Annotated in this window: 25 protein-coding genes; 9 read left to right on the plus strand and 16 right to left on the minus strand. The window is 50.5% G+C overall.

All coding sequences use genetic code 11. From position 1 onward, the window contains the following. Positions 1–9 precede the first annotated feature (9 nt). Positions 10–288 (minus strand): copper-binding protein, encoded by a 279-nt coding sequence (locus tag AC6I8W_RS24420; RefSeq protein WP_497839086.1) that lies wholly within the window; start codon positions 286–288, stop codon positions 10–12. Between the two features lie 76 nt (positions 289–364). Further along, complete coding sequence (locus tag AC6I8W_RS24425; protein ID WP_497839087.1) at positions 365–1747, minus strand: Cu(I)/Ag(I) efflux RND transporter outer membrane protein; 1383 nt, start codon at positions 1745–1747, stop codon at positions 365–367. A 182-nt stretch (positions 1748–1929) separates the two neighbouring features. On the opposite strand from AC6I8W_RS24425, the gene AC6I8W_RS24430 reads away from it, so the two are divergent. From AC6I8W_RS24430 to AC6I8W_RS24450, 5 genes are all read left to right on the plus strand, one after another. After that, positions 1930–2613 (plus strand): copper/silver response regulator transcription factor, encoded by a 684-nt coding sequence (locus AC6I8W_RS24430; protein ID WP_497838825.1) that lies wholly within the window; start codon positions 1930–1932, stop codon positions 2611–2613. After that, entirely contained in the window at positions 2603–4033 is a 1431-nt protein-coding gene (locus tag AC6I8W_RS24435; RefSeq protein WP_497838826.1) for a Cu(+)/Ag(+) sensor histidine kinase, read from the plus strand. The genes AC6I8W_RS24430 and AC6I8W_RS24435 overlap by 11 nt, the downstream gene beginning before the upstream one ends. 255 nt (positions 4034–4288) lie before the next feature. Continuing rightward, positions 4289–4495: a hypothetical protein gene (locus tag AC6I8W_RS24440; RefSeq protein WP_497838827.1), complete on the plus strand. Its 207-nt coding sequence runs from the start codon at positions 4289–4291 to the stop codon at positions 4493–4495. 475 nt (positions 4496–4970) lie between these two features. After that, positions 4971–5372: an H-NS family histone-like protein gene (locus AC6I8W_RS24445; protein WP_497838828.1), complete on the plus strand. Its 402-nt coding sequence runs from the start codon at positions 4971–4973 to the stop codon at positions 5370–5372. 170 nt (positions 5373–5542) lie between these two features. After that, a complete protein-coding gene (locus AC6I8W_RS24450) occupies positions 5543–6307 on the plus strand; it encodes a TraX family protein (protein ID WP_497838829.1) in 765 nt (254 codons plus the stop codon). Here AC6I8W_RS24450 and AC6I8W_RS24455 read toward each other — a convergent pair. From AC6I8W_RS24455 to AC6I8W_RS24475, 5 genes are read right to left on the minus strand one after another with little or no spacing between them, the layout of a single operon-like run. Further along, a complete protein-coding gene (locus AC6I8W_RS24455) occupies positions 6304–7194 on the minus strand; it encodes a metallophosphoesterase (protein ID WP_497838830.1) in 891 nt (296 codons plus the stop codon). The two genes, AC6I8W_RS24450 and AC6I8W_RS24455, sit on opposite strands and share 4 nt — an antisense overlap. Before the next feature lie 11 nt (positions 7195–7205). Then, positions 7206–8000 (minus strand): carbohydrate ABC transporter permease, encoded by a 795-nt coding sequence (locus AC6I8W_RS24460; protein ID WP_497833323.1) that lies wholly within the window; start codon positions 7998–8000, stop codon positions 7206–7208. Further along, positions 7997–8908 (minus strand): carbohydrate ABC transporter permease, encoded by a 912-nt coding sequence (locus AC6I8W_RS24465; RefSeq protein ID WP_497838831.1) that lies wholly within the window; start codon positions 8906–8908, stop codon positions 7997–7999. Before AC6I8W_RS24465 ends, AC6I8W_RS24460 begins: the two co-directional genes overlap by 4 nt. After that, entirely contained in the window at positions 8908–10185 is a 1278-nt protein-coding gene (locus AC6I8W_RS24470; protein ID WP_497838832.1) for an ABC transporter substrate-binding protein, read from the minus strand. Before AC6I8W_RS24470 ends, AC6I8W_RS24465 begins: the two co-directional genes overlap by 1 nt. Positions 10186–10212: 27 nt before the next feature. After that, a complete protein-coding gene (locus AC6I8W_RS24475; protein WP_497838833.1) occupies positions 10213–11316 on the minus strand; it encodes an ABC transporter ATP-binding protein in 1104 nt (367 codons plus the stop codon). Positions 11317–11668: 352 nt separating this feature from the next. Here AC6I8W_RS24475 and AC6I8W_RS24480 point away from each other — a divergent pair, with 352 nt between their 5' ends. Beyond that, positions 11669–11929 (plus strand): hypothetical protein, encoded by a 261-nt coding sequence (locus tag AC6I8W_RS24480; protein WP_497838834.1) that lies wholly within the window; start codon positions 11669–11671, stop codon positions 11927–11929. A gap of 87 nt (positions 11930–12016) precedes the next feature. Here AC6I8W_RS24480 and AC6I8W_RS24485 read toward each other — a convergent pair whose 3' ends face one another. The 4 genes from AC6I8W_RS24485 to feoA form a co-directional block, all read right to left on the minus strand. Then, the gene (locus AC6I8W_RS24485; RefSeq protein WP_497838835.1) at positions 12017–12460 is read right to left on the minus strand and encodes a hypothetical protein; all 444 of its coding nucleotides are present in this window, start codon (positions 12458–12460) and stop codon (positions 12017–12019) included. Between the two features lie 409 nt (positions 12461–12869). After that, on the minus strand, positions 12870–13196 hold the full coding sequence (locus tag AC6I8W_RS24490) for a hypothetical protein (RefSeq protein ID WP_497838836.1): 327 nt from the start codon (positions 13194–13196) through the stop codon (positions 12870–12872). A gap of 153 nt (positions 13197–13349) precedes the next feature. After that, entirely contained in the window at positions 13350–15662 is a 2313-nt protein-coding gene (feoB, locus tag AC6I8W_RS24495; protein WP_497838837.1) for a Fe(2+) transporter permease subunit FeoB, read from the minus strand. Beyond that, complete coding sequence (feoA, locus tag AC6I8W_RS24500; protein WP_497838838.1) at positions 15659–15886, minus strand: ferrous iron transporter A; 228 nt, start codon at positions 15884–15886, stop codon at positions 15659–15661. The genes feoB and feoA overlap by 4 nt, the downstream gene beginning before the upstream one ends. Before the next feature lie 321 nt (positions 15887–16207). Between feoA and AC6I8W_RS24505 the strand changes: the two genes are divergently transcribed. After that, positions 16208–16900 carry a hypothetical protein gene (locus tag AC6I8W_RS24505; RefSeq protein ID WP_497838839.1) on the plus strand — a complete coding sequence of 231 codons (693 nt, stop codon included), beginning with the start codon at positions 16208–16210 and terminating at the stop codon, positions 16898–16900. Between the two features lie 103 nt (positions 16901–17003). Here AC6I8W_RS24505 and dinQ read toward each other — a convergent pair whose 3' ends face one another. After that, positions 17004–17099, minus strand: coding sequence for a damage-inducible type I toxin DinQ (gene dinQ / locus AC6I8W_RS24510; RefSeq protein ID WP_497839088.1), 96 nt, complete (start codon positions 17097–17099; stop codon positions 17004–17006). A gap of 804 nt (positions 17100–17903) precedes the next feature. Here dinQ and AC6I8W_RS24515 point away from each other — a divergent pair. Then, a complete protein-coding gene (locus AC6I8W_RS24515; protein WP_497838840.1) occupies positions 17904–18731 on the plus strand; it encodes a hypothetical protein in 828 nt (275 codons plus the stop codon). Between the two features lie 60 nt (positions 18732–18791). Here AC6I8W_RS24515 and AC6I8W_RS24520 read toward each other — a convergent pair whose 3' ends face one another. Both AC6I8W_RS24520 and AC6I8W_RS24525 read right to left on the minus strand, forming a co-directional pair. Further along, positions 18792–20033, minus strand: coding sequence for an RHS repeat domain-containing protein (locus tag AC6I8W_RS24520; RefSeq protein ID WP_497838841.1), 1242 nt, complete (start codon positions 20031–20033; stop codon positions 18792–18794). Between the two features lie 100 nt (positions 20034–20133). Further along, positions 20134–21246 (minus strand): RHS repeat domain-containing protein, encoded by a 1113-nt coding sequence (locus tag AC6I8W_RS24525; protein ID WP_497838842.1) that lies wholly within the window; start codon positions 21244–21246, stop codon positions 20134–20136. 465 nt (positions 21247–21711) lie between these two features. On the opposite strand from AC6I8W_RS24525, the gene AC6I8W_RS24530 reads away from it, so the two are divergent. Continuing rightward, positions 21712–22713 (plus strand): IS110 family RNA-guided transposase, encoded by a 1002-nt coding sequence (locus AC6I8W_RS24530; RefSeq protein ID WP_497835483.1) that lies wholly within the window; start codon positions 21712–21714, stop codon positions 22711–22713. An 8-nt stretch (positions 22714–22721) separates the two neighbouring features. Here AC6I8W_RS24530 and AC6I8W_RS24535 read toward each other — a convergent pair whose 3' ends face one another. Both AC6I8W_RS24535 and AC6I8W_RS24540 read right to left on the minus strand, forming a co-directional pair. Then, entirely contained in the window at positions 22722–23507 is a 786-nt protein-coding gene (locus AC6I8W_RS24535; RefSeq protein WP_497838843.1) for a hypothetical protein, read from the minus strand. Between the two features lie 54 nt (positions 23508–23561). Further along, positions 23562–25382 carry a hypothetical protein gene (locus AC6I8W_RS24540; RefSeq protein ID WP_497838844.1) on the minus strand — a complete coding sequence of 607 codons (1821 nt, stop codon included), beginning with the start codon at positions 25380–25382 and terminating at the stop codon, positions 23562–23564. Positions 25383–25550 lie beyond the last annotated feature (168 nt).

Genomic DNA, 25550 nt, shown 5'->3' on the forward strand with positions numbered 1-25550 from the left:
GAATGTTCGTTAGCTGATCTTTATTTCCTGCAACAGAGAAATATTGCCCTGTTGAATAAAAGAGAAATTGACCGGAGTGCCCACCTTTAACGCTTCGATGCTGTCATCCTGAGTGGTAAAGGTAAAACGCATAGTCATGGCAGGCCAGCCGAGGGCCGGGATCGCGTCATGGGCGATGGTGATCTTTTTATTCGCCAAATCAATCTGCTTCACCACGCCACGGGCGTTGATAACCTGTTGCTGAGCGCTGGCATGCTGTTCACTGGCCTGCACACCGGGCAGCAACATTAACGGGAACAAACCGAATAAGGCGACTTTGATAAATTTATGCATAATATTGATTCCTGTGATTTAGGTTAAAAAGTTATTCTGTCCAACCGCCTCCCAGGGCATTGAACAGGTTGATTTCATTTGCCTGGCTGGAATATTGCAAATCCAGCAGGGTTTGTCGGGTAGAAAATAATGACTGTTGCGCATCCAGCACCTCGATATAACTCACTGCACCGCTGGCATATAATCCGCGTGCACGTTGCAAGGTAATTTGCAGTGAAGCATGGTAGCGCTGCTGCGCCGCAATTTGTTTACTGATGCTATCGCGCAACGCCAGTGCATCAGCCACCTGCTTAAACGCAGTTTGAATTTTTTGCTGGTAATTCACCACCGATTGCTGCTGGCGCACCTCCGCAAGGGTCAGATTGGCCTGATTACGTCCGGCGTTGAAAATCGGCACCTCAATTTTCGGCACAAAACTCCACATCCCGCTGCCCGCAGCAAACAGGTTGGTTAAATCGGTGCTGCTGGCCGCAAGGCCACTGGTCAGGCTTATCGACGGGTAAAACGCCGCTCTGGCCGCACCAATATTGGCGTTGGCCGCCCGCAGTTGGTGCTCGGCTTCCATCAGATCCGGGCGCTGACGCAGGATTTCTGCAGAAAGGTTGGCGGGGAGCGTGACCGGATTGAGGTCGCTGGCGCTGATCGGGAGGGTCGGCAAGTTCTGCCCATTGCCCAGCACCAACTGTAACGTGGTTTGCGCCTGTGCCCGTTGCCCTTCCCGCGCGGCGATCGAAGCTCTGGTGCTTTCAATCAAACCGCGTGCCTGTTCCACCGCCAGCAGGCTGCTGCTGCCGGTCATCAGTTGCTGTTCGACCAAGGCGTAAGATTGCTGATAATTTTGCAGCGTCTCACGGGCAATATTCAGTTGTTCATCCGCCAGCCGCAGGCTGAAATAATTCTGAGCAACCGTCGCCACCAGCAGGATATGTACCGCACGTTGCGCGGCCTGACTGGCAAGGAAACTCTGTCGATCGGCTTCGCTGAGATTCTTCAGTCGACTGAAGAAATCCAGTTCAAAACTCAGATCGACACCCGCCTGATATTGCCTTTCCGTGACATTGTCACCTTTAATGCCGCCGCTGTAACTGGCTTGTGAGGCACCGTTCAGCTGCGGATAGCGATCGGCATCCGTGACCCGATACTGCGCACGAGCTTCCTGCACTTTCAGGGTCGCCATACGCAGATCGCGGTTATTTTGCAGCGCCTCATCGATTAAACGCCTGACCTGAGGATCGGCAAAAAACGTGCGCCAGCCGGTGTCCTGGTAGCCTGTGGTAAGCGGCACCAGCCCGTTTTTGGTGCGCGAAAATTGTTGCGGGACCAGCAGTTCAGGCGTCTGATATTGCGGTGCCAGCGAGACACAACCCGCCAGTAACAAAGTCGCGGCGGCCACGGTAAGTTTTAATTTGTCCATCATGTTTCTCGTCCGTCGCGGCGCGACAAATACGTACAAGGTGATGGCGGCCAATGTAACCAGGCGACTCTGTTGGGTGGGTGACAGGCGAATGACAAAGCTGTCATTTTCGGTTGAAGTCGTTGATATCGCTGTTTAGCCGCCTAGAATGACATTCGATGAGTCAATAGCGCGGTGAGAAGATGAAAATACTGATTGTCGAAGACGAGGTGAAAACCGGGGAATATCTCAGCAAGGGGTTGACCGAGGCGGGTTTCGTGGTCGATCGCAGCGACAACGGCCTCACCGGCTACCATCTGGCGATGACCGCAGATTACGATCTGATTGTGCTGGATATTATGCTGCCAGACGTCAATGGCTGGGATATTGTGCGTATGCTACGCGCCGCCAATAAAGGAATGCCGATTCTGCTGCTCACCGCGCTCGGCACCATTGAACACCGGGTGAAGGGGCTGGAATTGGGCGCGGATGATTATCTGGTGAAACCTTTTGCCTTTGCTGAATTGCTGGCGCGTGTCAGAACCCTACTGCGGCGCGGTGCCAATATTATTCCCGAAAGCCAGTTTCAGGTGGCCGATCTCACGTTGGATCTGGTCTCACGCAAAGTGTATCGCGGCAGCACCCGTATCACCCTCACCAGTAAAGAGTTCACGTTGCTGGAGTTTTTTATTCGCCATCGGGGTGAAGTCCTGCCGCGTTCGCTGATCGCCTCACAGGTATGGGATATGAATTTTGACAGCGACACCAATGCCATCGACGTTGCGGTCAAACGGTTACGCGCGAAGATCGATAACGATTTCACGCCGAAATTGATTCAGACCATGCGCGGCGTCGGTTATGTCCTTGAGGTGCCGGATGAGGATTAACCTGCTGCGCCGCCCGCTCTCGCTGGAGTTTCGCCTGACCTTTTTTATCAGCCTTGCCACCATCATTGCTTTTGCCGCCTCCGCCTGGATTATGTTGCATTCGGTACAAACGCATTTTGCCGAGCAGGACGACAACAACCTGCGGCAAATCAACACCACGCTGACCACCATCCTTAATAATCCAGCCGAGTCTGAACAACAAAAAGTAGAGAAAATCAGCATCATTCTGGCGAGCTACCGTTATATTTCGGTGTTGCTGCTTAACCCGGAGAACCAGGTTTTGTACCGCTCACCCGACGGGCCGGAACTGATGCCTCTGGTACACGATAGTCATTTGCGTCCCAGGCTGGATTCCGGCGAGGTTTTTCTCTGGTCTGATGGTATGGCCGCGCACCCGATGCACAGCGCCAACTACCGGATTATCGCTTCATCGATTTCGCCCGCTAACGACCGGTTGTTGATTGCGTTGTCGATCGATTTTCATCTGCACTACCTCGATGCGCTGAAACATAATCTGTTGATTATCGCCTCGGCCATCAGCCTGTTAATCATCATCATCGTGCTGTTTGCCGTGCATCGCGGTTATCAGCCGTTACGTAATGTCAGCGGACAAATTAAGAACATCACCTCGAAAAACCTCGACGTCCGGCTGGAGCCGGAAAATGTCCCCATTGAGCTGGAACAGTTGGTGATCTCCTTTAACCATATGATCGCGCGGATTGAGGATGTCTTCACCCGCCAGGCCAATTTCTCCGCCGATATCGCCCATGAAATCAGAACACCGATCACCAATTTAGTCACACAGACGGAAATTGCCTTAAGCCAACCCCGCACGGTGAAAGAGCTGGAAGATGTGCTCTACTCCAGCCTTGAGGAGTACAACCGGATGGCGAAAATGGTCAGCGACATGCTGTTTCTCGCCCAGGCGGATAATAATCAACTGATGCCGGAGCGTATCCCGCTGGATCTGCGCGGAGAAGTCATGCGGGTGTTTGAGTTTTTTGAGGCCTGGGCGGAAGAACGCGATGTGGCCCTGGCGCTGGAAGGTGTTAGCGCCCTGGTGGAGGGGGATCCCTTGATGCTACGGCGGGTGATCAATAATTTATTGTCCAACGCCATTCGCCATACACCTGCGGGGCAATCCGTCACGGTACAACTTCACCCGCGCGGCAGTTGGGTGGAGATGGTGGTGGCAAATCCCGGCGTCGCCATTGCGCCCGAGCATTTGCCACGGCTGTTTGACCGCTTCTATCGCGTTGACCCTTCGCGCCAGCGCAAAGGGGAAGGAAGCGGCATCGGGTTAGCGATTGTGAAATCAATAATCACGGCCCATCAAGGGGAAATCAGCGTGGTTTCCGATGCCGTTTCTACCCGTTTTACGTTGCGGCTGCCGGGAATTAACGCGAAAACTGCGCGATAAATCGCGCCGCTACCACTGACACGCAAGTATTCATTAATCAACTAACGCCATTTATTAATGGCGGTTCCTCGCCATGCGCTGCTACAAAGGCTTATCAGTATTTTCAGAAATAAAATTCCTGCTAAAACAACGAATAAGACCTAATTTAAACTTTTTGAACTTCCTCACAATTGGCCTGTGCTTAATTTGTACAGCCGCCGCTGATATGTTTTTCTACCGAAACTACCCTTGCCTGATTAGAAATGAGAGACCTACATGCCACTCCATAATTTTACCTTAGTCCTTTCAAGTGTTAACTCGGAAACATCAGGTTTGGAAGATGCATTGTTTGTGGCGGGGTGCAGTGATGCCCTGATTTGCTTTTGCGGTGAATCTGTCTATTTGGAATTTGACAGAGAAGCAGAAACGCTAAATGACGCAGTGGCAACAGCCATTCGTGATATCGAGCGCGCCGGAATTTAGCGCTGCGCACTCGCGCGACCAATGCGGAAGCGCAGGTTGAAGAAAAACTGCGTTTTCTGCAACAGGTATCGGCTAAATGTGCACCCTCTGCTGATGTTAAATAATGATGCGCGTAGTTAACTGCATCCGCAGTTCCTAATAAAGAAACAAGATTCTTCCCGCAAAACCGCAAGCCATGATCTCAGCGCACATTTTGTATGTCTGTCACAAAATATAAATAAATAATTTCAACAAATCTGCCGCAAATGTTGTCATTCCTGTCTGGTTAGCATTAAAATCGCTTCATCTCTTGCCATTTAATTCGCAGATAAAGATAAAAAGTTACGCGCAATCTGCTTTATTCTAAGCATGAGTTGTGTTGTACTTCTCTGCACAGAAATGTCAGGTCAGATGTTCTACCTATAATTGCGCAGTAAAAAATCTAACTAAGCTTAATTTTATTCGTTCAATGACACAGAATTTTTGGGAGAAGTCCATGAGTGACTCACTTAAGGCATTAAATAACATTCGTACCCTGCGTGCACAGGCACGTGACTGCCATCTGCAAGACCTGGAAGAGATGCTGGAGAAGTTCAGCATGGTGGTTGCTGAGCGTCGTGAAGAGAGTCATGCAGAAGAAACTGCCGTGCGTGAAAAGGCGGTGAAACTGGCTAAATATCGCGAATTGTTGTTGGGAGATGGGATCGACCCTACTGAATTACTCGGTGCCTTGCAAGCCGCCGCGAAACAACGCGTGAAACGTCCTCCGCGCCCGGCGAAGTATAAATATACCGATGAAGATGGTCAGGAAAAAAACTGGACCGGCCAGGGTCGCACTCCTGCGGTGATTAAAGCGGCAATCGCCAGCGGTAAATCACTGAATGATTTCTTAATCTAATTGACGCCCTGCACAATCAGGTTATTTCGCTAACGATTATATGTGGGCCGGAGCGCCCACATTTTTATGTATGGTGCTTGACCTTAACGAATTAGGATTATTTCGGGCTTTACGACCCGTCACGCTCAATGTAAGGTTTCCGTGAGAGAAAACCAGGTCGGTGACTTCCTATGCACGCGCTGCTAACTTCGCTACGTTTATCTTCGCCTTTTGACCAGGTTAAATCATTAAGCCCTTTTCAGGCTGATATCATTAAAACCATTGCTCTGCTGGCGATGTTAGCCGATCACATAAACACCATTTTATTAAATGGTCACAACGCCCTTCTTTCCGCCGTGGGTCGTAGCGCGTTTCCTTTATTTACCCTTATCTGGGCCATAAATCTGCCCGATGATAGCGCACGGCTGCGTCAGCGTGCTAAACGACTGTGGCTCTGGGCGTTGGCTACCCAACCGTTGTTCTGGCTGGCTTTTATGATGAAAGGACAATCCTGGCTGGCGCTGAACATTTTGTTCGCCTATGCGGGTTGTACGCAGTTGCTGAGCTGGGCTGCACGCTGGGGGATCAATGGCGCGATGGCAGGTCTGGCGCTGCTTCTGCTGCTGGCGTGGCCGTTAACACCCGCCAGTTACGGCATTCCCGGTATTGTATTTTGCCTGCTGTGTATGGCAGCAAGATGCATCAATGCCGTCGCGGCAAGCCGCTGGTTTCTCATGTTGGTGTTTGCCGCGATGGCGTGGTTGAGCCTGCCCGCTAGCGGCCTGGTTTACGGTCTACTACCCGGAATGGTGCTACCACTGCTGATCGTCGCGGCGGTCGCGGCGCTGCCGCACATCTCCGCTGCCCGCCTCTGGCCCCGCCGCTTTTTCTATCACGCTTACGCCGGGCATCTCACCCTGCTTGGCGTACTGGCGGTGATGCCGGTGCGCCTTTAACGGCTGATCTCGCCCCCATAACCCGTGACCGTCAGGGTGTCCCCGTTAATTTCCACCACGGCAAAGGGCGCGGCTTCTGCGCCATCCAGTAGTCCTTTAAGCGTGAAAAAATCAGTTTCATCGATACGTGTATAGCCGCCGCGATGATCATGTCCGGCAAAACAAGCCCGCACCCGGTAACGACAAAATAGTGCCGCCAGCTCGGTGCCATTCCACAGAATATGCGAGGTATGCGGAGCCAGCGGGTAGTGACCAAATACGATCACCTGTTCGTCACACGTTTGCGCTTCCTGCAACTGACGTTCTATCCATTGCCACTGCTGAGCACCTACCGCGCCGTTCCACGGTTGCGCCTGCGGCTGCTGGTTGGCGACTAAATCGGCCAGCATCGCTTCGGCCAGCTGACGTTCATCCCCGCAGCAATACAGGCTGATGTCGTTGCCGTCATACACCACAAAACGCCAGCCTGGCAGGCGGAAGCTGTAATAACTTTTTGGCAGCGCGACCTCTGCCAGCCGGTCGACCATGCTCAGCGCATCGTGGTTGCCTGTCACCACCGCGTGTGGGTGTTGCAGCTCATGATACAGCGGCAGCAGCGCGGCATAATCTTCCCAGCGGCGATCGACCATATCCCCGAGTGTCACGACAAAATCCAACGGCTGCTGATTCAGCTGCGCAATAATCGGCGGCAACTTTTGTAAAGCATGGCGGTAGTAGCGATTCTTCTCATGATCCGCCTCAATATCGGCGTACTGTGGATCGGCCATCAGACCAAAGCGTAAGACCGGATTGAGTAGTCCCGGACGTAAAACCGGCAGTTGATAAAGCTGGCTGACATCACCGAGTAAGCTGCGCTGCTGGGCGCTCAACGGCTGAACAAATGACATGAGATCACTCCTTAACGAATACCGGCACGCATAAATGACTGAATAAATTGACGCTGGAACAGGAAAAACAGCAGCAACAGCGGCAACGTGGTCATCAGGGTGGCGGCACCAATTAATGCCCATTGCACCCCCTGCTCCGGAGCGGAAAACAATTGCAGCCCCACCGTTAATGGTCGTACCTGTACTGAATCGGTAATGACCAGCGGCCAGAGAAAATCATTCCAGTGAAAACTGATCGACACCAGCGCAAATGCCACGTAAATCGGCTTTGCCAGCGGTATGTAGATTTTGCGCAGAATATAAAAACGGCTGGCCCCTTCGATAATGGCCGCCTCTTCCAGCACCAGCGGAATGCTTTTGAACGCCTGACGCAGCAGAAATATCGCAAAGGCCGAAGCGAAATAGGGCAGCGCAATGCCGGTCAGGCTATCGCGTAACCCGAGCGCACCAATCGTTTTGTAATTATTCAGGATCAGTACATCGGGGCTGATCATTAATTGCAGCAGGATCAGCGCAAATAATACGCCGGAATATTTCATGCGAAAGCGCACCAACGCATAAGCTGCCATCGTGGCTAAAACCAACTGGACGACCACGATCATCACGACCAGCAAGCTGGTGTTGATAAAGTAACGCCCGAACGGCGCGGCGTGCCAGGCGTTGACAAAGTTTTGTAACGTCAGTGGGGCGAACAGCGAAAAACTGCCCTGCTCCGCCGCCGGATGGATTGCCACCCACAGCGCCACCAGAATCGGTAAAAACCACAGCAGCGCCGCCAGCCAAATCACCAGGTTGAGCAATCTCATTGATAATGCGCTCGCTTATCCAACAGGTTAAATTTAATCAAGGCAATGCTGGCAAGGATAATCAGCAGCACCACTGTCATCGCGGCAGCAGCGGGCATATCCCAGTAGCTGAATGCGGTGCGATAGATATAGAACAGCAACAGGCTGCTGCTGTTATCCGGGCCGCCATTGGTCATGGCGATCACCTGGTCAACGATACGGAAGGCGTTCATCGACGCATTGATCAGCACAAACAGCGTGGTGGGCATCAGTAGCGGCCATTGCACGCGCCGGAAGAAATAACTGCGCGACGCGCCTTCTATGGCCGCCGCTTCACTCAGGCGTGGATCGATTTGCTGCAACGCCGCGAGGTAGAAAATCATAAAAAATCCCGCCTCACGCCACACCGAGACTGCCATCAGACAATACAGGGCACTTCCCGGCTCCCCCAGCCAGTTGACGGCGGGTAACGCGAACAGCGCCAACAGTTTGTTAAGCAAGCCGAGCTGTGGCGTATAGAAAAACAACCACAGATTGGCGATGGCGATCATCGGCAGCAGCGATGGAATAAAGAAGGCTGCACGCACCAGCGCGTTGCCGCGCAGATGGCGGTTGACCGCCAGCGCCATCATCAATGACAGCGCTACCGCCAGCGGAATAGTGATCAGCGCATACAACAGGTTATTCCACAGCGAGCGGATAAATACATCGTCATCCAGCAGCGCCAGATAGTTATCCAGCCCGACAAAGCGGGCTGGATGGCCATTGCGTGCGGCACTAAACACGCTCTCCCACAGCGTCGCCAGCGCCGGATAATGGGTAAACAACAGCAAAAAACCCAGCGCCGGTAATATCAGCAAGTAACCATATAGCTGAAGTGACCATAACCGGTGGCGGCTGACCGCCACTGTTGGGAGGATCGTACTCATTATTGATACGCTTTTAACAGACGGTCGGCCTGCTTCTGCGCCGATTCCAACGCTTCTGCCGGTGTTTTTGTCTGCGTTACCGCCGCCTCAATCGCGTGGTTCAGCGCTTCCTGGATCTGCACGCTGTTATAGGTTGAAAGTTCCGGCTGCGCGTACTTGAGCTGTTCGCGTGCGACCAGCGCCTGCGGCACATCCTTAACATAATCTTTCATCACGCTGGTGTCCCAGGCGGCAGGCGATGTGGCAACGTAGCCGGTGGCGATACTCCAGCGAGCCGCCTGTTCCGGAGCAGACACCCAGCGAATAAATTCCATCGCGGCTTTCTGCTGTTCCGGTGAGGCATTTTTAAATACGTAGAGGTTACCGCCGCCCGTCGGGCTGCCGCGCTGGGTTTTCTCCGGCAACATTGCCACACCGAACGGAAACTTCGCGTTTTCACGCACCACAGTCAGGTTGCCGGTGGTGGTGACCATCATCGCGGTTTTGCCGCTGATAAAATCCTGCGGCGTGGTGCCCCAGGCAATCGCCCCTTGCGGTGACACGTTTTCTTTCTGTCCGAGATCGGTCAGCCATTGCAACGTAGCAACATTGCCGGGGGTATTGAAATTCACCGCCGTACCCTTGCCGTTATCCAGACGACCACCATTTGTGGCCGACAATCCCTGGAAGTTCCAGTAGCCATTGGGTGTTGACGGGATCTCAATCCCCCACTGGCTGACACCGTTGTTATCTTTGATCACCAGCTTCTTACCGAAATCGACCACCTGCTGCCAGGTCGCTGGCGGCGTGTTGGCGTCCAGCCCGGCTTTTGCAAATGCCTCCTTGTTCCAGTACATCACCACCGTGGAGCGCTGGAACGGGATCCCCCAGACTTTACCGTCGATACGACGCAGAAAGGCCGGATAAAATCCGTCGATCCAACGTTTTCCTTCGGCATCATTGGCCAGATCGCTGGCGGCCACAATAGCGCCAGCATCAATCAACGAATACGCCTCAATATCGCCAATCACCGCCATCTGCGGCGCATTGCCACCGCGAAAGGCGGTGAGCGCTTTAGTGACGGTTGTGGCGTAATCCCCGGTATAAACCGGCTGAATGCTGACTTCCGGGTGCACTTTTGCAAAATCTGCCACCAGGGCATCCACGGTGTGGCTGACCTTACCCCCCACCGCAATCGGGTAGTACATCTGCAATTTAACCGGTTCGGCGGCCAGTGCCGCAGAGGTGGCGCAAAGTAATAAAGCTGAAGCCAGGCGTAAGTGACGAAGAGCAGACATGATTTTTCCCTGATCAAAAGATGAAGGTTAAACAGCGTATTTTTTTTCGCATGAAAAAAGCGGTTGTCCGGCCAGCCAACGGCGTTTCCCGCTTTGACTGGCAAACAAATATTGTTGTGAGGGAGACCAGTGCAGCCCGACCAGGCTGCCTTCCTCAAAACGTTTCATACCAGGTACCTTAACGGTGAGCGCGTCAGTGACGTTCGGTAGCGCACACACCAGCAGGGTGTCGGCACCCATATATTCGTAGCTGATGACGTGGGCGGTCAGCAGCGCGTTATTCGGCTCGACCAGGATGATATCTTCCGCGCGTAATCCCACACTCAACGCGGATTCATCAGGATCGATCACGATCGGTGCCACCATGTAGCTGAGATAGTGCGCGCTGCCCCGGCAATGCAGCGGCAGGATATTCATCGGTGGGGCACCAATAAATTGTGCAGCGAAGATGCTGGCGGGATTGTTGTAGAGGTCGTCTGGCGTGGCGTGCTGCTCGATGCGGCCATCATTCAGCAAAATGATGCTGTCGGCCATGCTCATGGCTTCAGTCTGGTCGTGGGTAACGTATAACATGGTCAGGCCGAGTTTTTTCTGTAAGGCACGGATCTCACGTCGCATGCTCTGGCGCAGTTTGGCGTCCAGATTCGAAAGCGGTTCATCCATCAGACACAGACGATGTCTGGCGATCACCGCCCTGCCGAGCGCCACACGCTGCTGCTGACCACCGGAGAGTTGAGAGGGCTGACGATCCAACAGTGTCTCCAACTCCATCAGCTTGCTGACTTCAGCCAGACGCGCGGCAAACGTCTGTTTATCTTCGCCACGCGCTTTCAGACCAAACAACAGGTTTTCGCGCACGCTGAGGTGTGGAAACAGGGCATAAGACTGGAACACCATCGAGAGCTGGCGCTGTGACGGCGGCAGATGACTAATCGCGTTGTCGCGGCAGTAAATCTCACCCTGGTCGGCGTTTTCCAACCCGGCAATGGTGCGCAGCAAGGTTGATTTACCGCAGCCAGACGGCCCCAGCAATGCGACAAAAGTCCCTTCTTCAGCGCTAAAACTGATGTCATTCAGGGCAACTTTATCGCCCCAGGCTTTGGTGATGTGTTGAAGAGAAAGGTAGCTCATGCGCCCTCTGGCCCGGAATCAGAATGGCGGTAAGTTAGCTGGGGATAGTGAAGGAATTATTTAAGTAGAGTGACGTTTGGATGATGGCAGGGTGATCCGGTTGCAGCATTAACACAAATTTATTGTCAGAACCACGCCGCGAACTGTCATAAAATTTGAACCATATAAATTTCGTATAACATTATTCTGAAAATGTTGTTTCAGCTAATTTCCCCATATCATAATTTTCAATGGGTTGTATCATCTTGTAACGAAACGTAATAAGGACTCTTCCGAAAAAAATACAAAATAATTACACTTTTTCGGACCGGTAAGAGATGCTGCCTTCCCCGACTACACAGAGATAATAACAATGAAAAATACCTACTACATCAGCATATCCAAAACCAATGATAATCATACCCTGCATAACGCTACTTGCCGGATCTACGCGGAAAACAAAGAGGATATGATTCTGATTGGTCGTTACGAACAGCTTGTGATTGCGCTGGGCGTTTCCCGCAATAACTTCAGAAAAGTGACACCCTGCCCGCACTGCGTGCTGAAACGGCGGTTGTATCATTTTTCCCGCCCACGTCAGGAGCCGGTGCCAGTACGGCATTTCCCCGAGTAATAACGGAGAAGGCTGACCCGAAGCGGCGCGATTTATCGCGCGGGTTTTTCGCAAACTGCGCGATAAATCGTGCCACTACGGATTAGTTTATACCCGCATTTCCCGCCTGTAAGCATAGCTACAGGCGATAATCGCCAGCGCAAACACCGAGGCATTGATCAACCAGTCGACGGTTATCACGCGCTTGAGCAGACTGAAAAAACTTTCTGAATAAGGCGGCACGTTGCCGCTTTTCAATGCAAGAAAATAGAGGATACCCAAGATAGCGAACTTGCCGATAAGCCAGCCCATCACCGGGATAAACAGCCAGAGTTTGCTGTTGGCCATGCGATACGCTAAGCAAACAAAGCACAGCAGCGGCATCATGGCCGGGATGATCTGGACGCTTGCCCCCGCAACCAGTTGCACCCACGGGACATTAAATTGTTGACGCAGTTGCCACCACATGGCGACGTCGGCAGGTAAGGTGCAATACAGGAGCAAAAAACAGACGATGCCCCATACCAGGGCGGCTCTTAACGCATTATCCATCTTACTATCCTCACGAGATAAGCAGCGCTTATCGAACAATACATAACCCTAAAATCAACAGAATAAGGTTATTTATCGCCAGAAAATCTGATATTTGTCTGATAGTTACCAGGGATAGCCTTTAATCCGGTGAGTGGTAGCTGGGGAATTGAAAGCATCAATATTAAACCACAGATCATCACCAGCGATTCCTTCTCGTGGCTACGAGATCGCATGAAAGATCGCGCTATAGCGATGCTGAAATATTGACGACTTCGAATGAAGAATTTGCTCTGTATGTTAGCGAAGCGGCAGGAACCATTGAGGGAACAACCTTCCCTGACGGCACGATCAACACGCCGTTCAGGCCGGTAAAAGATCGATAGATATCAAAAGCGGCGCGATTTATCGCGCCGCTACCGCATCACCGTTAGATTTTTTCGGGTAATTCAGCCCAAAACGTATACATTTTGGCGGTGAATGTGGTGTATTCACCATTATCCCATCCCCAAAAGTTGATAAACTCCCTATTTTTGGCACAGATAGCGAACACCGAGTTGTAATAACCAGCCGCATTAACAATGAGGTAATGCCGACTCTCTTCTGTGCATTTGGGTTTCACGGTTGAGGGCTGAAAATTCAGTGTCACGGCTTTTTCTGCTTTGAGTAGTGCGTGTTCATTGGCATTAGCGGCATGAAGTACGGAAAGCGTTGCGAATACTAAACCCGATAGCAATCCAATCCTTGATGTAAACATATGACCTCCTGGGATGTGAAGAGCATTCGAGTGTATCAACCGCATTTCTCATCGACTCTCAAAAATTCCTGAAATTCCTGTCTGAAGTCAGCGTCATAATGTGCGTAATGTACCTACATTGATGAGGAAAATATGCCGTATTCTTCAGCCTGATTATTTACAACACCCGTCGCATCCCCCACATTTGGCGGCAGTGTTCTGTGGTGCGAGTGTAAAATGATGCCATGTCATGCGGTTTCCCAAACGACGCATCACCACAAAAATCATGCTATTGAGTGCGATAACGCTGGCCAGACACAGCGAACTGTAACCCGGATGTGCCGTAAAACTGACGCTTTGATAAAACAACGTAGCTAACGACCAGGCGACGTTTAAGCCCCAGAAGAAGGAAAACATCATCCAGTTGCGCCCGGTTTCGCGCGCAATCGCCCCCATGACAGAGACGCAGGGTACGTAAAGCAGCACAAAAATCAGGTAGCTGTAGGCAGCGAATCCATTACCGAATTTCGCACTCATCACCCCCATCTGTCCCACATCCATCGCACCGTCACCTTTACTGGCCTCAATGGGGTTTGACAAGGCGCTGAAACTGAAAGCAGCGGTCAGGCCATCGCGGGTTTGTGTCAGTGCCTCTTTCATTTCGCTCAGTAAATTAAATTCCTGTGGGTCAAATTTCCCACTCTGAATATCTTCCCCGGTGTACAGGCTGTTCAGCGTACCGACCACCACTTCTTTCGCCATGATCCCTGTGACCAGGCCAACCGTGGCTTGCCAGTTATCTTGTGTGACGCCGATAGGTAACAGGAGCGGAGTGATCACTTTGCTGACCGCCGCCAGCGCGGAATCATTGATGTTATCGACCGTACGTCCATTGAAGGAAAAACTGCTCAGCACACCGATAAACATGCTGACCAGGATAATCACCCTGCCCGCCCGGACGATAAACATTTTCAGGCGCTGCCAGGTCTGAATAAGCAGGCTTTTGATATGAGGTCGATGGTAGACCGGCAGTTCCATAATGAACGGCGACGCGTCACCGCGCAGCAAAGTATGTTTTAACACCAACCCGGTGGCAATCGCCACCACCATGCCAAGGACATATAACGAGAACACCAGGCTGGCGCTGTGCGCATCAAAAAAGGCGGCAGCAAATACCGCAAAAATGGCCAGACGCGCGCCACAGGACATAAACGGCGCGATCAAGGCGGTGATCAAGCGTTCACGCGTGGTGTCCAGCGTACGCGTGCCCATCACTGCTGGAACATTGCAGCCAAAACCCACGATCAACGGTACAAAGGATTTTCCCGGCAGCCCCAGCGATTGCATCAGACGATCCATCACAAAAGCAGCACGCGCCATATAACCGGAATCTTCCAGGAACGACAGGAACAGGTACATCAGTCCGATCTGGGGAATGATCGGCAGCACCGTGTTAATCCCGGCACCGACGCCCTGCGCCAGAAAGATCGTCAGCCAATCCGGGAAGTGCCAGGTATAGCCCAGCCATTGCACACCATGAATAAATAGCGCCACCGAACCGCCATCAAATATTGGCTGCAATGCGGCCCCGATATTGATCGACAACACAAACATCAGATACATCACGCCGAGAAACACCGGAATACCAGCCCAACGGTGCAGAATGATGCGATCGAGCCGTTCAGTAATGCGGCTCGGCGCGCTGTGCTGAATATTGCTGACGGCCGCGCACAACCCGCTAATGGCACGGTAACGCGCATCGGCAATTAACATTGCGGGATCATCACCGGCCTGTCGGGTGAGATCGGCCAGATGCGGCACCACTGCCGGGCACAGCGTCTGACTATTGATATCGCCTTCCAACAACTGCAACGCCAGCCAGTGTTGTTTCTGTGCCGGAATGTCGCGCGGCATCAGGGCACATAAGCGCGGGATAACGGTTTCCACCACTGGCGGATAAATGACGGGTTTGACCGGCTGATAGCGATGTTCACTATCAATCAGCGCCTTCAGTTGCGCAATGCCTGTGCCACGCGTGGAAGTCAGTGACACCACCGGACAACCGAGGCGTTGTGACAAGGCTGCAACGTCGATATCAATATTTTGGCTAAGGGCAATATCCTGCATATTCAGTGCGATAATGCACGGCACACCCAGTTCCAGCAGTTGGAAAGTGAGAAATAAATTGCTTTCGAGGTTCGAGGCGTCGACGACGTTGATCACCAGATCAGCGTGATCATTAAACAGATACCGGCAGGCGATGCTTTCATCAATCGAACTGTCAGTTGAGAGGGTGGTCAGCGAACGGGTGCCCGGCAAATCAATCAGTCGCACATCAGCCTGCGCGGTGAAAAACTGCCCTTCTTTACGCTCCACCGTCACCCCTGCCCAGTTCCCAACCCGCTGACGAGCGCCGGTCAACTGGTTGAATAAGGTGGTTTTGCCGGTGTTAGGATTGCCGATCAGGCCGATGGTCAGTTGTTTCATGACACCACTTCCTTAAGCAGCAGCGAAGCCAGGTCGCTGTGTCGCACTGCCAGACTGACGCGACGGGTACGAATGTGCACCGGGTCTCCCAGCGGAGCAACACGGATCACCTCAATCAGCGATCCTGGCAACATGCCCATGGTTAATAACTTCTGCCGCCAGTGCGGGTTGATTGAGGGTTGATAACCCACAATTTGCCAGGTGGTTTGCGTGTTTATCTTCATATCATCAGCCAGTTCGGTAATCAGGAGCTGGCGATTATATAAATGATAAGCATTCCACTTTTTTGATCTGAAACGTGATCAGGGTGGGGGCCAGGGTTTTAACCTCAATAAAAGGTTAACGACGGGAAGATTGCGGGGCCATTCTCAGGTTTTTATCAGTTTATTGCCAGGCTGACCGTCACTCCGAAGGTGCATGCGGTGTCCCATAAATTCATTATAAAGCATGTTGTAATTATTATCATATCCAGCTGAACTTTTATCCCATATACTATACTAAAGATTGTTTTATTGTTTCTCTCAGCGATAAAGGAGTTATGCATAATGTCTCAGGGAATTGGCGGAATATATACCGGGCATGGATATTCGACACTACTCAATTTAAAGGAAAAGGTTGATAATATCTTTCAGCAATTCAATCCGGCAAGTACTTTGGATGATGGCGATATTGACAGTTTTTTGCAGAGTTTTGTCAGCATTGACCACAAAGACATGCCGCAATGCGCTGAATATTACAAAAAACTCTTAGACAAAATAGAAATTACAGGAAGCCATATTAATAATGACATAGCCCTGTTCAAGATGCTAATAGATAAAATAACAGAAGCTAAAACGGATAATTCTAAACTGAGTGCTGATGAATTAATTCACAGCGCCTGCCACAAATGCCTTTTTTTAACCATCAAGCAGCATATTAGCACCTACCAAGAGGTAGATTATAAAATTTCCGACCCAAATGACAGTAAAAATGATCATATCCATTTATCAAGGATGGTGAGTGATTTACAGTTCGTATCCTATAATTACAACAACGCAGGAAGAATGATCGAATTAGAATGTGCGAGCACCCTTATCTCCCCGAACGCCACCCAAGCGGAGAGAGAAGATATAATGGGTCAATTCCGCGCAGCCATATTTAAAGAGCCACCGAGTCATGATTTAGCACAAACAACGTATGATGAGTACGGGAATGCGCAACAAGAACAATATCTACGTGAAATGATGCAACGTCCATAAGATACCTGGCAGACATAAAACAGGATCAATTTATCATCAGTCATGCTTTGTTAAAATCCTGGGAGTGGTATCCCCCCAGGATTTAATTACGTTTCCGTCCTTATCATTCGATAAACTGACGGATCAGTTCCAGCAGCACGATTAATGCCTTCAGAACGATGAGAACTTTATCAATGAAAGTTTTCACCCGTTTCTCCATAACATGGAGTGAGAACACCGCTGCTTACTCGTACACTGCCTGTCACTGCGGCTGCCTCGGTTGTTAGTCATTAGCAGTTTCACTCCGGCCAGAGCACCGAAAGCGGTACCACCCGTCATTTCGGCCAGGACTTGAATCCGTTCATGTGAATGCCAGATGAGGGCTGCCAGTATCACTAACCGGCTGATCCTATAACACTTATCAAAAGTTGAAAATCAGACAACGCGCAGATATTATGAATAAGTTAGTTGTTGGCAGTTTCACTCCGGTCAGGGCGACGGAACCGTAAAAAAACCGACCTCACCAGTCGGTTTTTTTACATCTGAGTTTCATCGTCCCCGCATCAAACAATGTTCCAGGTTTGTAATGATACAGCAGATTTACTGCTACCGGCATTACTAACCGTCTGATTCAACATGACTTATTCGAGTTTGAAATCAGACCACGTGCAGGTATAATGAACTTGTTAGTCATTAGCAGTTTCACTCCGGTCAGGGCGACGGAACCGTAAAAAAACCGACCTCACCAGTCGGTTTTTTTACGCCTGAGTTTTATATTCTGGCATCAGATAATGCCTTCAACCTTTAAAAAAAGGGATTCCTTACCCACGCTGCGTTTGAATACAGTCACAACCAGGAATAACGTTCTCTCTTCAGAGACACAGCAACCTGATTTTTTAATGAAACTCCACTGATCTCATCGATGCCCCGCGCGCCGTCTGCTTTACTTTGGTTAAGAATCATTACGCTAATGACAAGCTAAAGCGAGTTTACAATGCAATGACAAGCTAAAGCGAGGTTAACAATGCATTTTGCTGCTGTAGCATATCAACTGGCCACATCAGGATTATCGTTACAGGTAGATAATAACAAGAACGAAAACTTTTCATTTACCGCCCAGACATTAAATATAACCCGGTGCAATGCCATCATTGAGTCTAATACCCCCTCTTTGCAACCTGAACTCAAAGATGACCTTGTTTTTAGTGGTGACACCCTGACTTTTAAAAATGCTATTATTGGTAAAGACAGAAAGGTCACCCTAATTGCAAAAAGCATTTATATCGAAAACGTGGTAGTTAATGGCGATCTTCATGCTGAAGGTCATGTGTTCTTCAAAAATGTTCAGCAGTACAAGGCGGGCTACATCAACGTTGGAGGTCATTTCAGCCTGCAAAACGACAAGGATAAAAAATTACACCATTTATCCCTCCACCAACCTGACTCGGTTAATTTTATCAGCCGGACACAGGTAGATGAATTTCATTTCAAAGGAACAGAAGCAGGAAGTAAAACCACCAAAATGCAAAATGTAGCCCTGGGAAATAAAAATAAAATAATCCCTCAAAAAAACTGCGTGCTGTTAGGAGGAAGAATAGAGAATTGTGCACCTTTCTACTTAGACCCGGATGATATAGCTAAAATCAACCATGCAGAGAGTTTCGCAAAGGAAAAGGAAATAAAAGATGTCTATGAGAAAATGAGTCTTGAAGTGTTAGTGAATATGCAGATGGGCATTAATCTTTTGCAAACCGAAGGTAAAACGGGCCAATTGACTGCGGAGGCTAAAAAAATGCATATGGATGTGATAAATAGTGTGATAGAGGCTCGCAATTCTACGCCGCAATCTTGACGGTTAAAGCCAAAAAAAGTACGGGGCAGCGCGATTTATCGCGCTGCCCCGGTATGACGACTAATGCATCTTATTAAGATGGTATTGCAAACCGCCATGTGTACTAAACGATCGATTACAAAACTGGCAAATTATCGTCGTTTCTACATGTGTGGCCCGGTGTGCGATGCATTCAGCTTCCGAGTAAAAAACCGCCGTGCAGCCCTGAATAGCGCAATGATATATTGGCTTAACATTGTGGGATTGCTGGTGTTGATAATAGTTAGCGAAGCCTTTAATAAAATCACCACATAATGGGTCATTACATTTGAACAACTCAACTGCATGAAACTTCACATGCATATCAAGGAATTCCTTTTCATAACATATCTGAGTGCACCCTTTGATGGGGCAGCGGAGAATGTCTTTCGGATGTCCCTGTTTCAAATGCCTATTGAGTCCCTTGATGGAGCTAAAACCACGGGGACAAAATTTACATCGATAATTATTTGTAGCGGAAGTATCAACAGAAGGACCCACTGCGAATGAAACATCCCTGATATAACTGGTGACGTTAACCACAGGCACCTGTTGTGGTGATGGCGGTTCGGCAGCCGGCAAGGCTGGTATTTCCCGTGGCAGCCCCTCGCGGTCATCGTTAGCAAGGGGTGGCGGACACGAAGTTGGTTCGATGAGATCGCATTCTGGCTGACCTGCGATAGTATTAAGCGTCGGTTTCGTGTCTGTTTCCACCAGCAAATCGTCGAGATCCTCGTCCATCATGGAAAAGAGAGCATCAGGCATCCGACCATCGTGATCATTCAGCGTCACAGGATTGTTGCCCACCATGCGGAATAGATTTAACCCGTCCACGGTGCCCGCCGGATCGCTGTTGAGCCAACGCATCTGCCACGGCATATAAGAGCGCCAGCCATAAAAAATCAGCCCGGTGACATCGCGTTCTTTGCCACCATAGCGCTGAAACTTGATCGTCGCGCCCGCTTGCGCAGCGGTTAACCAGCAGGCAGTGCCACCATATGGATACCAGCTTTCCCGGCTGACCAGTTTTCCTCTTCCATCTACCGCACCACAGATGCTATCGAGGCGATCGTTGAGATTGAAATGTGTAACGTTCAGGCTACCCTTACGCCAGACGCGGCAGCGTGCCAGCGCGATACCCAACAAGGATTGCTGCGCGCTGCCGGTGCGGATTTCCAGCCCTGCCAGGTAACGTGCCTGATGCTGCCGGGTGCCAGTTTGCAACTGCTTAAGAATTCGCGCTCCGGGCGCGGCGTAACGATAAAGCTCATAATGCTGTGACATACATTCTCCTCGATTTGAGAATGAGTATGTATGTCACCACGGATCTATTAAAAACCTGAGCCATATTTCCAGCGTGTGCTTCCGCTACGTATCCGGCATGCTACGACGCTTGCCCTCCCGTACCACCTTTTTTGTTATGGTATCTATAAATATGCAGCTGAAGCGCACGTTGATTTACCGAAAATTTATCGCAATGCGGACAGGGTAACTTTTGCGTTTCAGGAGAATGCATTGAAACGATATGATTGCGCAAATAATCTTTTCTGGCAAATCCCATTCCACAGCCAGCCATTTCACACAGATATTTTCTTTTATCACAGTGGACGGTTTTCATATGACGACAAAGATCGGATTTTCTGGAAAACAGCACCTCACAGAGAGTGCACTGATTATTCTTCTTACCGGTATGAGCATTTAAATGGTCATGAAAATTTGCTTTATACTTGAACTCCTTCTCACATCCCGCAATGTGACATTTGAACGGGATACCATATCTATGCTTGTTTCGTTGATGTGATGCGAGCAAATCAATTAAGTCGAATTTTTTATGGCAAATTTGGCAATAACAGTCGATTTTTCTGGCATCAGTACTGGGCCCGGGCTGGGGTGGTGCCGGTGTGAGCGGTGGTGCATCCTCCACCGCAACTAACAGGATACACTGGGACGTAGATGGTCGGGAGGGATCTCTGCCGGTCACAACTGGCTGACCGCCGATACTGTCAAGGTCAGAACCTATTTTTTTGGTGTCCTTAAATTCGTTGAGAACCTTTTCCACATCCTCAAGGGGATTTTCATTCATCCGGCCATCGCGATCGCACAGCGTCGCCGGATTATTGCCCACTATGCGAAACAGGTTTAACCCGTCCACCGTGCCTGCCGGATCGCTGTTCAGCCAGCGCATCTGCCACGGCGCATAGTAGCGCCAACCGTAGAAAATCAGCCCGGTGACATCGCGTTCTTTACCGGCATAGCGCTGGTATTTGATAGCGGCCCCGACCTGCGCAGCGGTTAGCCAGCAGGCGGTGCCGCCAAACGGATACCAGCTTTCCCTGCTAATGAGATTTCCGCTGGCATCCACCGCACCACAGATGCTATCGAGGCGATCGCTGAGGTTAAAATGGGTAAAGTTCTGGCTACCCTGCCTATAAAGGCGGCTGCGCCCTGCGGTGATCGCCAGCAGGCGCTGCTGCGCGGTGTCGGTACGAATTTCCATCCCTGGTAGGTAACGCGCCTGCTGCTGCCGGGTGCCGTTTTGCAGGCGTTTAAGGCTGCGCGTGCCGGGCGTGGCATAGCGATAACATTCATAATACGGTGACATACGTGACTCCTCGGTTAAAAGCTGCCACCCTACGTCATCGCATTTCTATAAAAAACCTGTCTGGAAGTATGGCATCAACCTTCAGAAGCGCGATAAATCGCGCCGCTTGTATGTTTGGAGGGTCAGATTATGATTTCCCTGAAATCAGTTCTGATAACCGGGAAGCCGTGCGCCGCTGGAAGCAGCTTTTACAGTGACTTCGTACGTAGAGTGGCTCCCGCCTCCTTGTTCAGGCCGAAGAGTACCAGGAAGCTTTCTCTCGCGAGACTGACTTCGCATTACAAGGCAGGCTGAACAATCTCAGATGACGAGGTCGGGAACCGGTTAACAGTTTACGCTATTTTGCCTTCCGGAGGCCACATGACCTGTTTTGCCGGGATCGATATTTCTGCCAGAACCTTTACCTTTGCCGTACGCGTTAACGGTAAAACAACGCTGGTTTCTGAGCTTAATCAGACACCTGAGGACTATCAGGCTTTTGCGAAAAAGCTGATATCGCTGTCCCCCGAACGCATCGTTATGGAAGCAACCGGTGTCTACCATTTTGACCTTGCGGTGGCTCTTGTCCGTGCCGGGCTGCCCGTCTGCGTCATTAATCCCGCCAGTTATCACCACTATGCCGCCATGCGCCTGAACGCTGCCAAAACTGACGCCCGTGATGCGGTACTGCTGGCTGAATATGGAGAAAGCATGAGGCCTGCACTCTGGCAGGCTCCGGATGATGACTGCATGGCGTTGCGCGATATCGCCCGCATGATGACGCGAGCCGTTCAGTCCCGGACACGTTCAAAAAACCGTCTTCATGCGCTGGAAACCCGCGCCGGAACTGCCGATGTCCTGCTGGAGCTGGAAGAAGAAGACGTGGAATATTACAGCCGTAAGGTAGAGAAGCTGCACGCGCTGGCGCTGAAAATCATCGCGAAAAATAGCGCCCTGAAAGCGGCGTTCATGTGCCTGTGTTCAGCCAAAGGCGTCGGAGAGACAACGGCCATTACTGTACTGGGCGAGCTGAGCCTGCTGCCCCGGGATATGAAGGCAAATCAGGTAAGCCGTCATGCGGGCCTGCATGTGAGGCAGAGCCAGTCGGGCAGCAGCGTGAACCGTCCGGGACGTCTGGGTAAAGCGGGCAACGGTCATCTGCGTAGGGCGCTGTATATGGCCGCGCTGAGTGCTGCGCAGCATGAACCCCGCGCCGCGATGTTTTATCAGGGGCTGATAAAAAGAGGTAAGAAGAAAATCCAGGCGATATGCGCAGTAATGCGGAAATACCTGACCGGCTTATGGAGCTGTATAAAGCACGGTCAGGATTTTGATTCAGCGAGACTTTTTAGTACCAAGCATCGGGAAAGTGTTGATGCTTAACAGAGTATCTACGGATTTGCTAACCCATTCTGGATAATTTTTTCCGGAATATAAACTTTAAGCTGTAAAATACTGACCACATCATTTTTAGTCACATGACCCTTAAGCTCATACTTATCATAAAACTCATTAATACAGGTCAAATGCGTCAGAAGACGTTGATAATTCGCATCTGGCTTCTCATTCTTTTCAAGCGAGCCCTCAACCAGCGCCTTTGCTTTTCTGGCGTTTTCTCTGGCCGAACTTATCTCATCCAGACTTTCATTATCGAACCCCGCATGACCGCCGTAATAGGTGATACTCCATGCCAGGTTATACCTTAATGTATCCCAGTGGTCATTTAAGCTCTCTTTCAACTTCCATAAACTAACGGTAGTCGGGGCATAATGGTTAGAGTCCATAAACTGGGTAGCCTGACTAAGGACATCTTCCGCTGCATTATAAGCCTCAAAACTTATATCACTGCACTTGAAGAGTAAACGGACACTTGTCAAATATAGCTGGTGAAGATCGTTGACTACGGCTTTATCTTTCACATCCTCATGCTTCTTCACTAAATCCCAGAAAAGTTGGGTAGATTCAAGTATCTCACACCGCCACATTTCTTTCCGTGTAAAGGCATGTTCAACGACTTCAGGCTGAATATTTTGGGCTTTCAGCGAATCCTCAACATTCTTTATCTTCTTTTCATAGCTTTTAAGCGCACATGCGTACGGTGAAAGATAGGCTTTTAATACATTTTTATCTATAGGGGCAACGCTAATGCTGTTGGTCACTGCCCGATATACTCTCATCTGTTTAATCCATCATTTTAGCGCCGCCCGGCTAAACCAGGCGGCGGATATTGTTTAAGGCACGTAACGACAGTTATCGGCGATCTCCGCTATCTGCGTGCTAACGGGCAAATCAATACGTAGCTCGCGGTCTCCGTTACGCCACAAGCGGTTACGGAATCCGCTGTACAGCTGGCGGAAACTGCTGCTGGCGTCATCAATTTTTTCGCCCGCTCTTACCCCGGAGAAGTTCTGATTAATAAAGTCGGCGAGGTATTTGGGCCAGTGGTAACGTTGCCCGTTCAGGGCATTCACCTCAAAAACATGGCTCAGTTGTGCGCCATTACCGGTTCGCGTCACCGTCACGCGACTTCCGGTAGGTAAATCACCATAGGAACACAGTGCAGAACCTGGCGGATTGAGTTGCCAGCGCTGCTGGGCGCTGAGATCGAGCGGTAAGAAGGTAAATTCCACCGGAGTTTGTTGTCCGGCAGGCTGGAAAATCCAGTTGCGGTAGCTGCTCGCCAGCGGCGCGTTGACCGGCGTTTCACCGGCACGCAGCGAGGCTGACAAGGTATTGATCGCGGTCGCTAACTGTTGCGGCCAGCGATATTGTGACAGGCCGCCTTCGGGGGTGTCACGCGGATCCAGTGTGACCTGCTGCGTGACACTTTTTCCGTCATGATTTTCCGTCCATTGCACCACTACGCCATTACGGTAGTGGTCTTCGGTCAGCCAGCTTTGGTGCAGCTGTTGCACTTTCTTCCATTGCGTCACATCCGGGGTGCCAATTTTGTAGCGATAGAGCTGATTACCCGAGGCGCTGTACAGGGTGTCGCCCATAATAGCCGGCGCGCCTGCCACCCCCGCCTGTAGGTATTTGCGTTGACTTTTGCCATCGGGAGAAAACGCCAGTACTCCCGATCCATCGTAACCGCTATAACTGCGATAAGCCCAACCAGCATCATCGAACACCATACCATCGACGAAGCGGGTATCTTCAGGCGCTACCACGGTGTACAGCAACGCGCCACTGGTGCGGTCAAAAACATAGATCGCATTGGAATATCCGGCGTAAGCGCGCTGCTGATGCGAGGCCAGGTTCAGATCCACATTATCGATTAACTGACAACCTGGGGTTTCAGCTGACCACAACAAAGCCGCATCTGCTTGCCCGGAAACGACCTGTTGCAAATCGATTTTAGTGATCAGACATTGGTTGAGGTTTTGCCCATAAGCGACATGCTTATCACCCTCAATCAGGCTGATCGCTCTCTGACCGGAAAACCAGGCATCACCCTGATGGTTACCCTCTGCCGGATCATTGACTGAACGCAGCGAACGGAAACTACCATCATATCTGCCACCCTGAGAAAGCAGATTACCGTTACCGGTGCTATCGCTAATAAACAGCGTGCTATTGATGTTGACATTCATACTTTGCGTCCAGCGATAGTTATTCGGCGGCGTCGCAATATCCTTCGCTACCATTAAGGTCTTATTCTCCCCCCTGGTACGCATACTCACATAAATGTTTTCAAAATCAGGATCAAAAACAAAGCTTTTCAGCGTATAACCCTCACCTGCCGCATCAGAAGAAAAGTTAAATACCGTTTCGGGTGGTTGCTTCACATCAGGGGTTAATTTATAAATCGATGAGGTTACTACATCAGTCACATCCTCCAATATCGGGAGATAGATTTCCCCTTGCGGTCCGTTCAGCAGCGTATTCAGCTGATAAAACCATTGCGCTTGAGCCGCAGAACCTTTTATCCACTGCTCACTCAGGCGTAGGGTGCCGTTTTCCATCACGGCATAGCTGCTACAACCATCACTGTTATCAGGACAATTTTGGTCTTTTTCGTAAACGATATAACTGCGGTCTGGCCCAGCCATATACACGCCTTGAATATTTCCCGGTAAGCGTTCCACGGCCACTGGTAATATTTCTTCTGCCAGCGCGGATGAAGATGTTATAGCCATAAGAACGCAGGCCACTTTACTCAGCCGTGGGTATTGGAATGGTTTCATTTGGAATTTCCCTATAGTTAATAATATTACAGC

Source organism: Pantoea sp. X-Soil-TKNS-1211 (assembly GCF_059730495.1).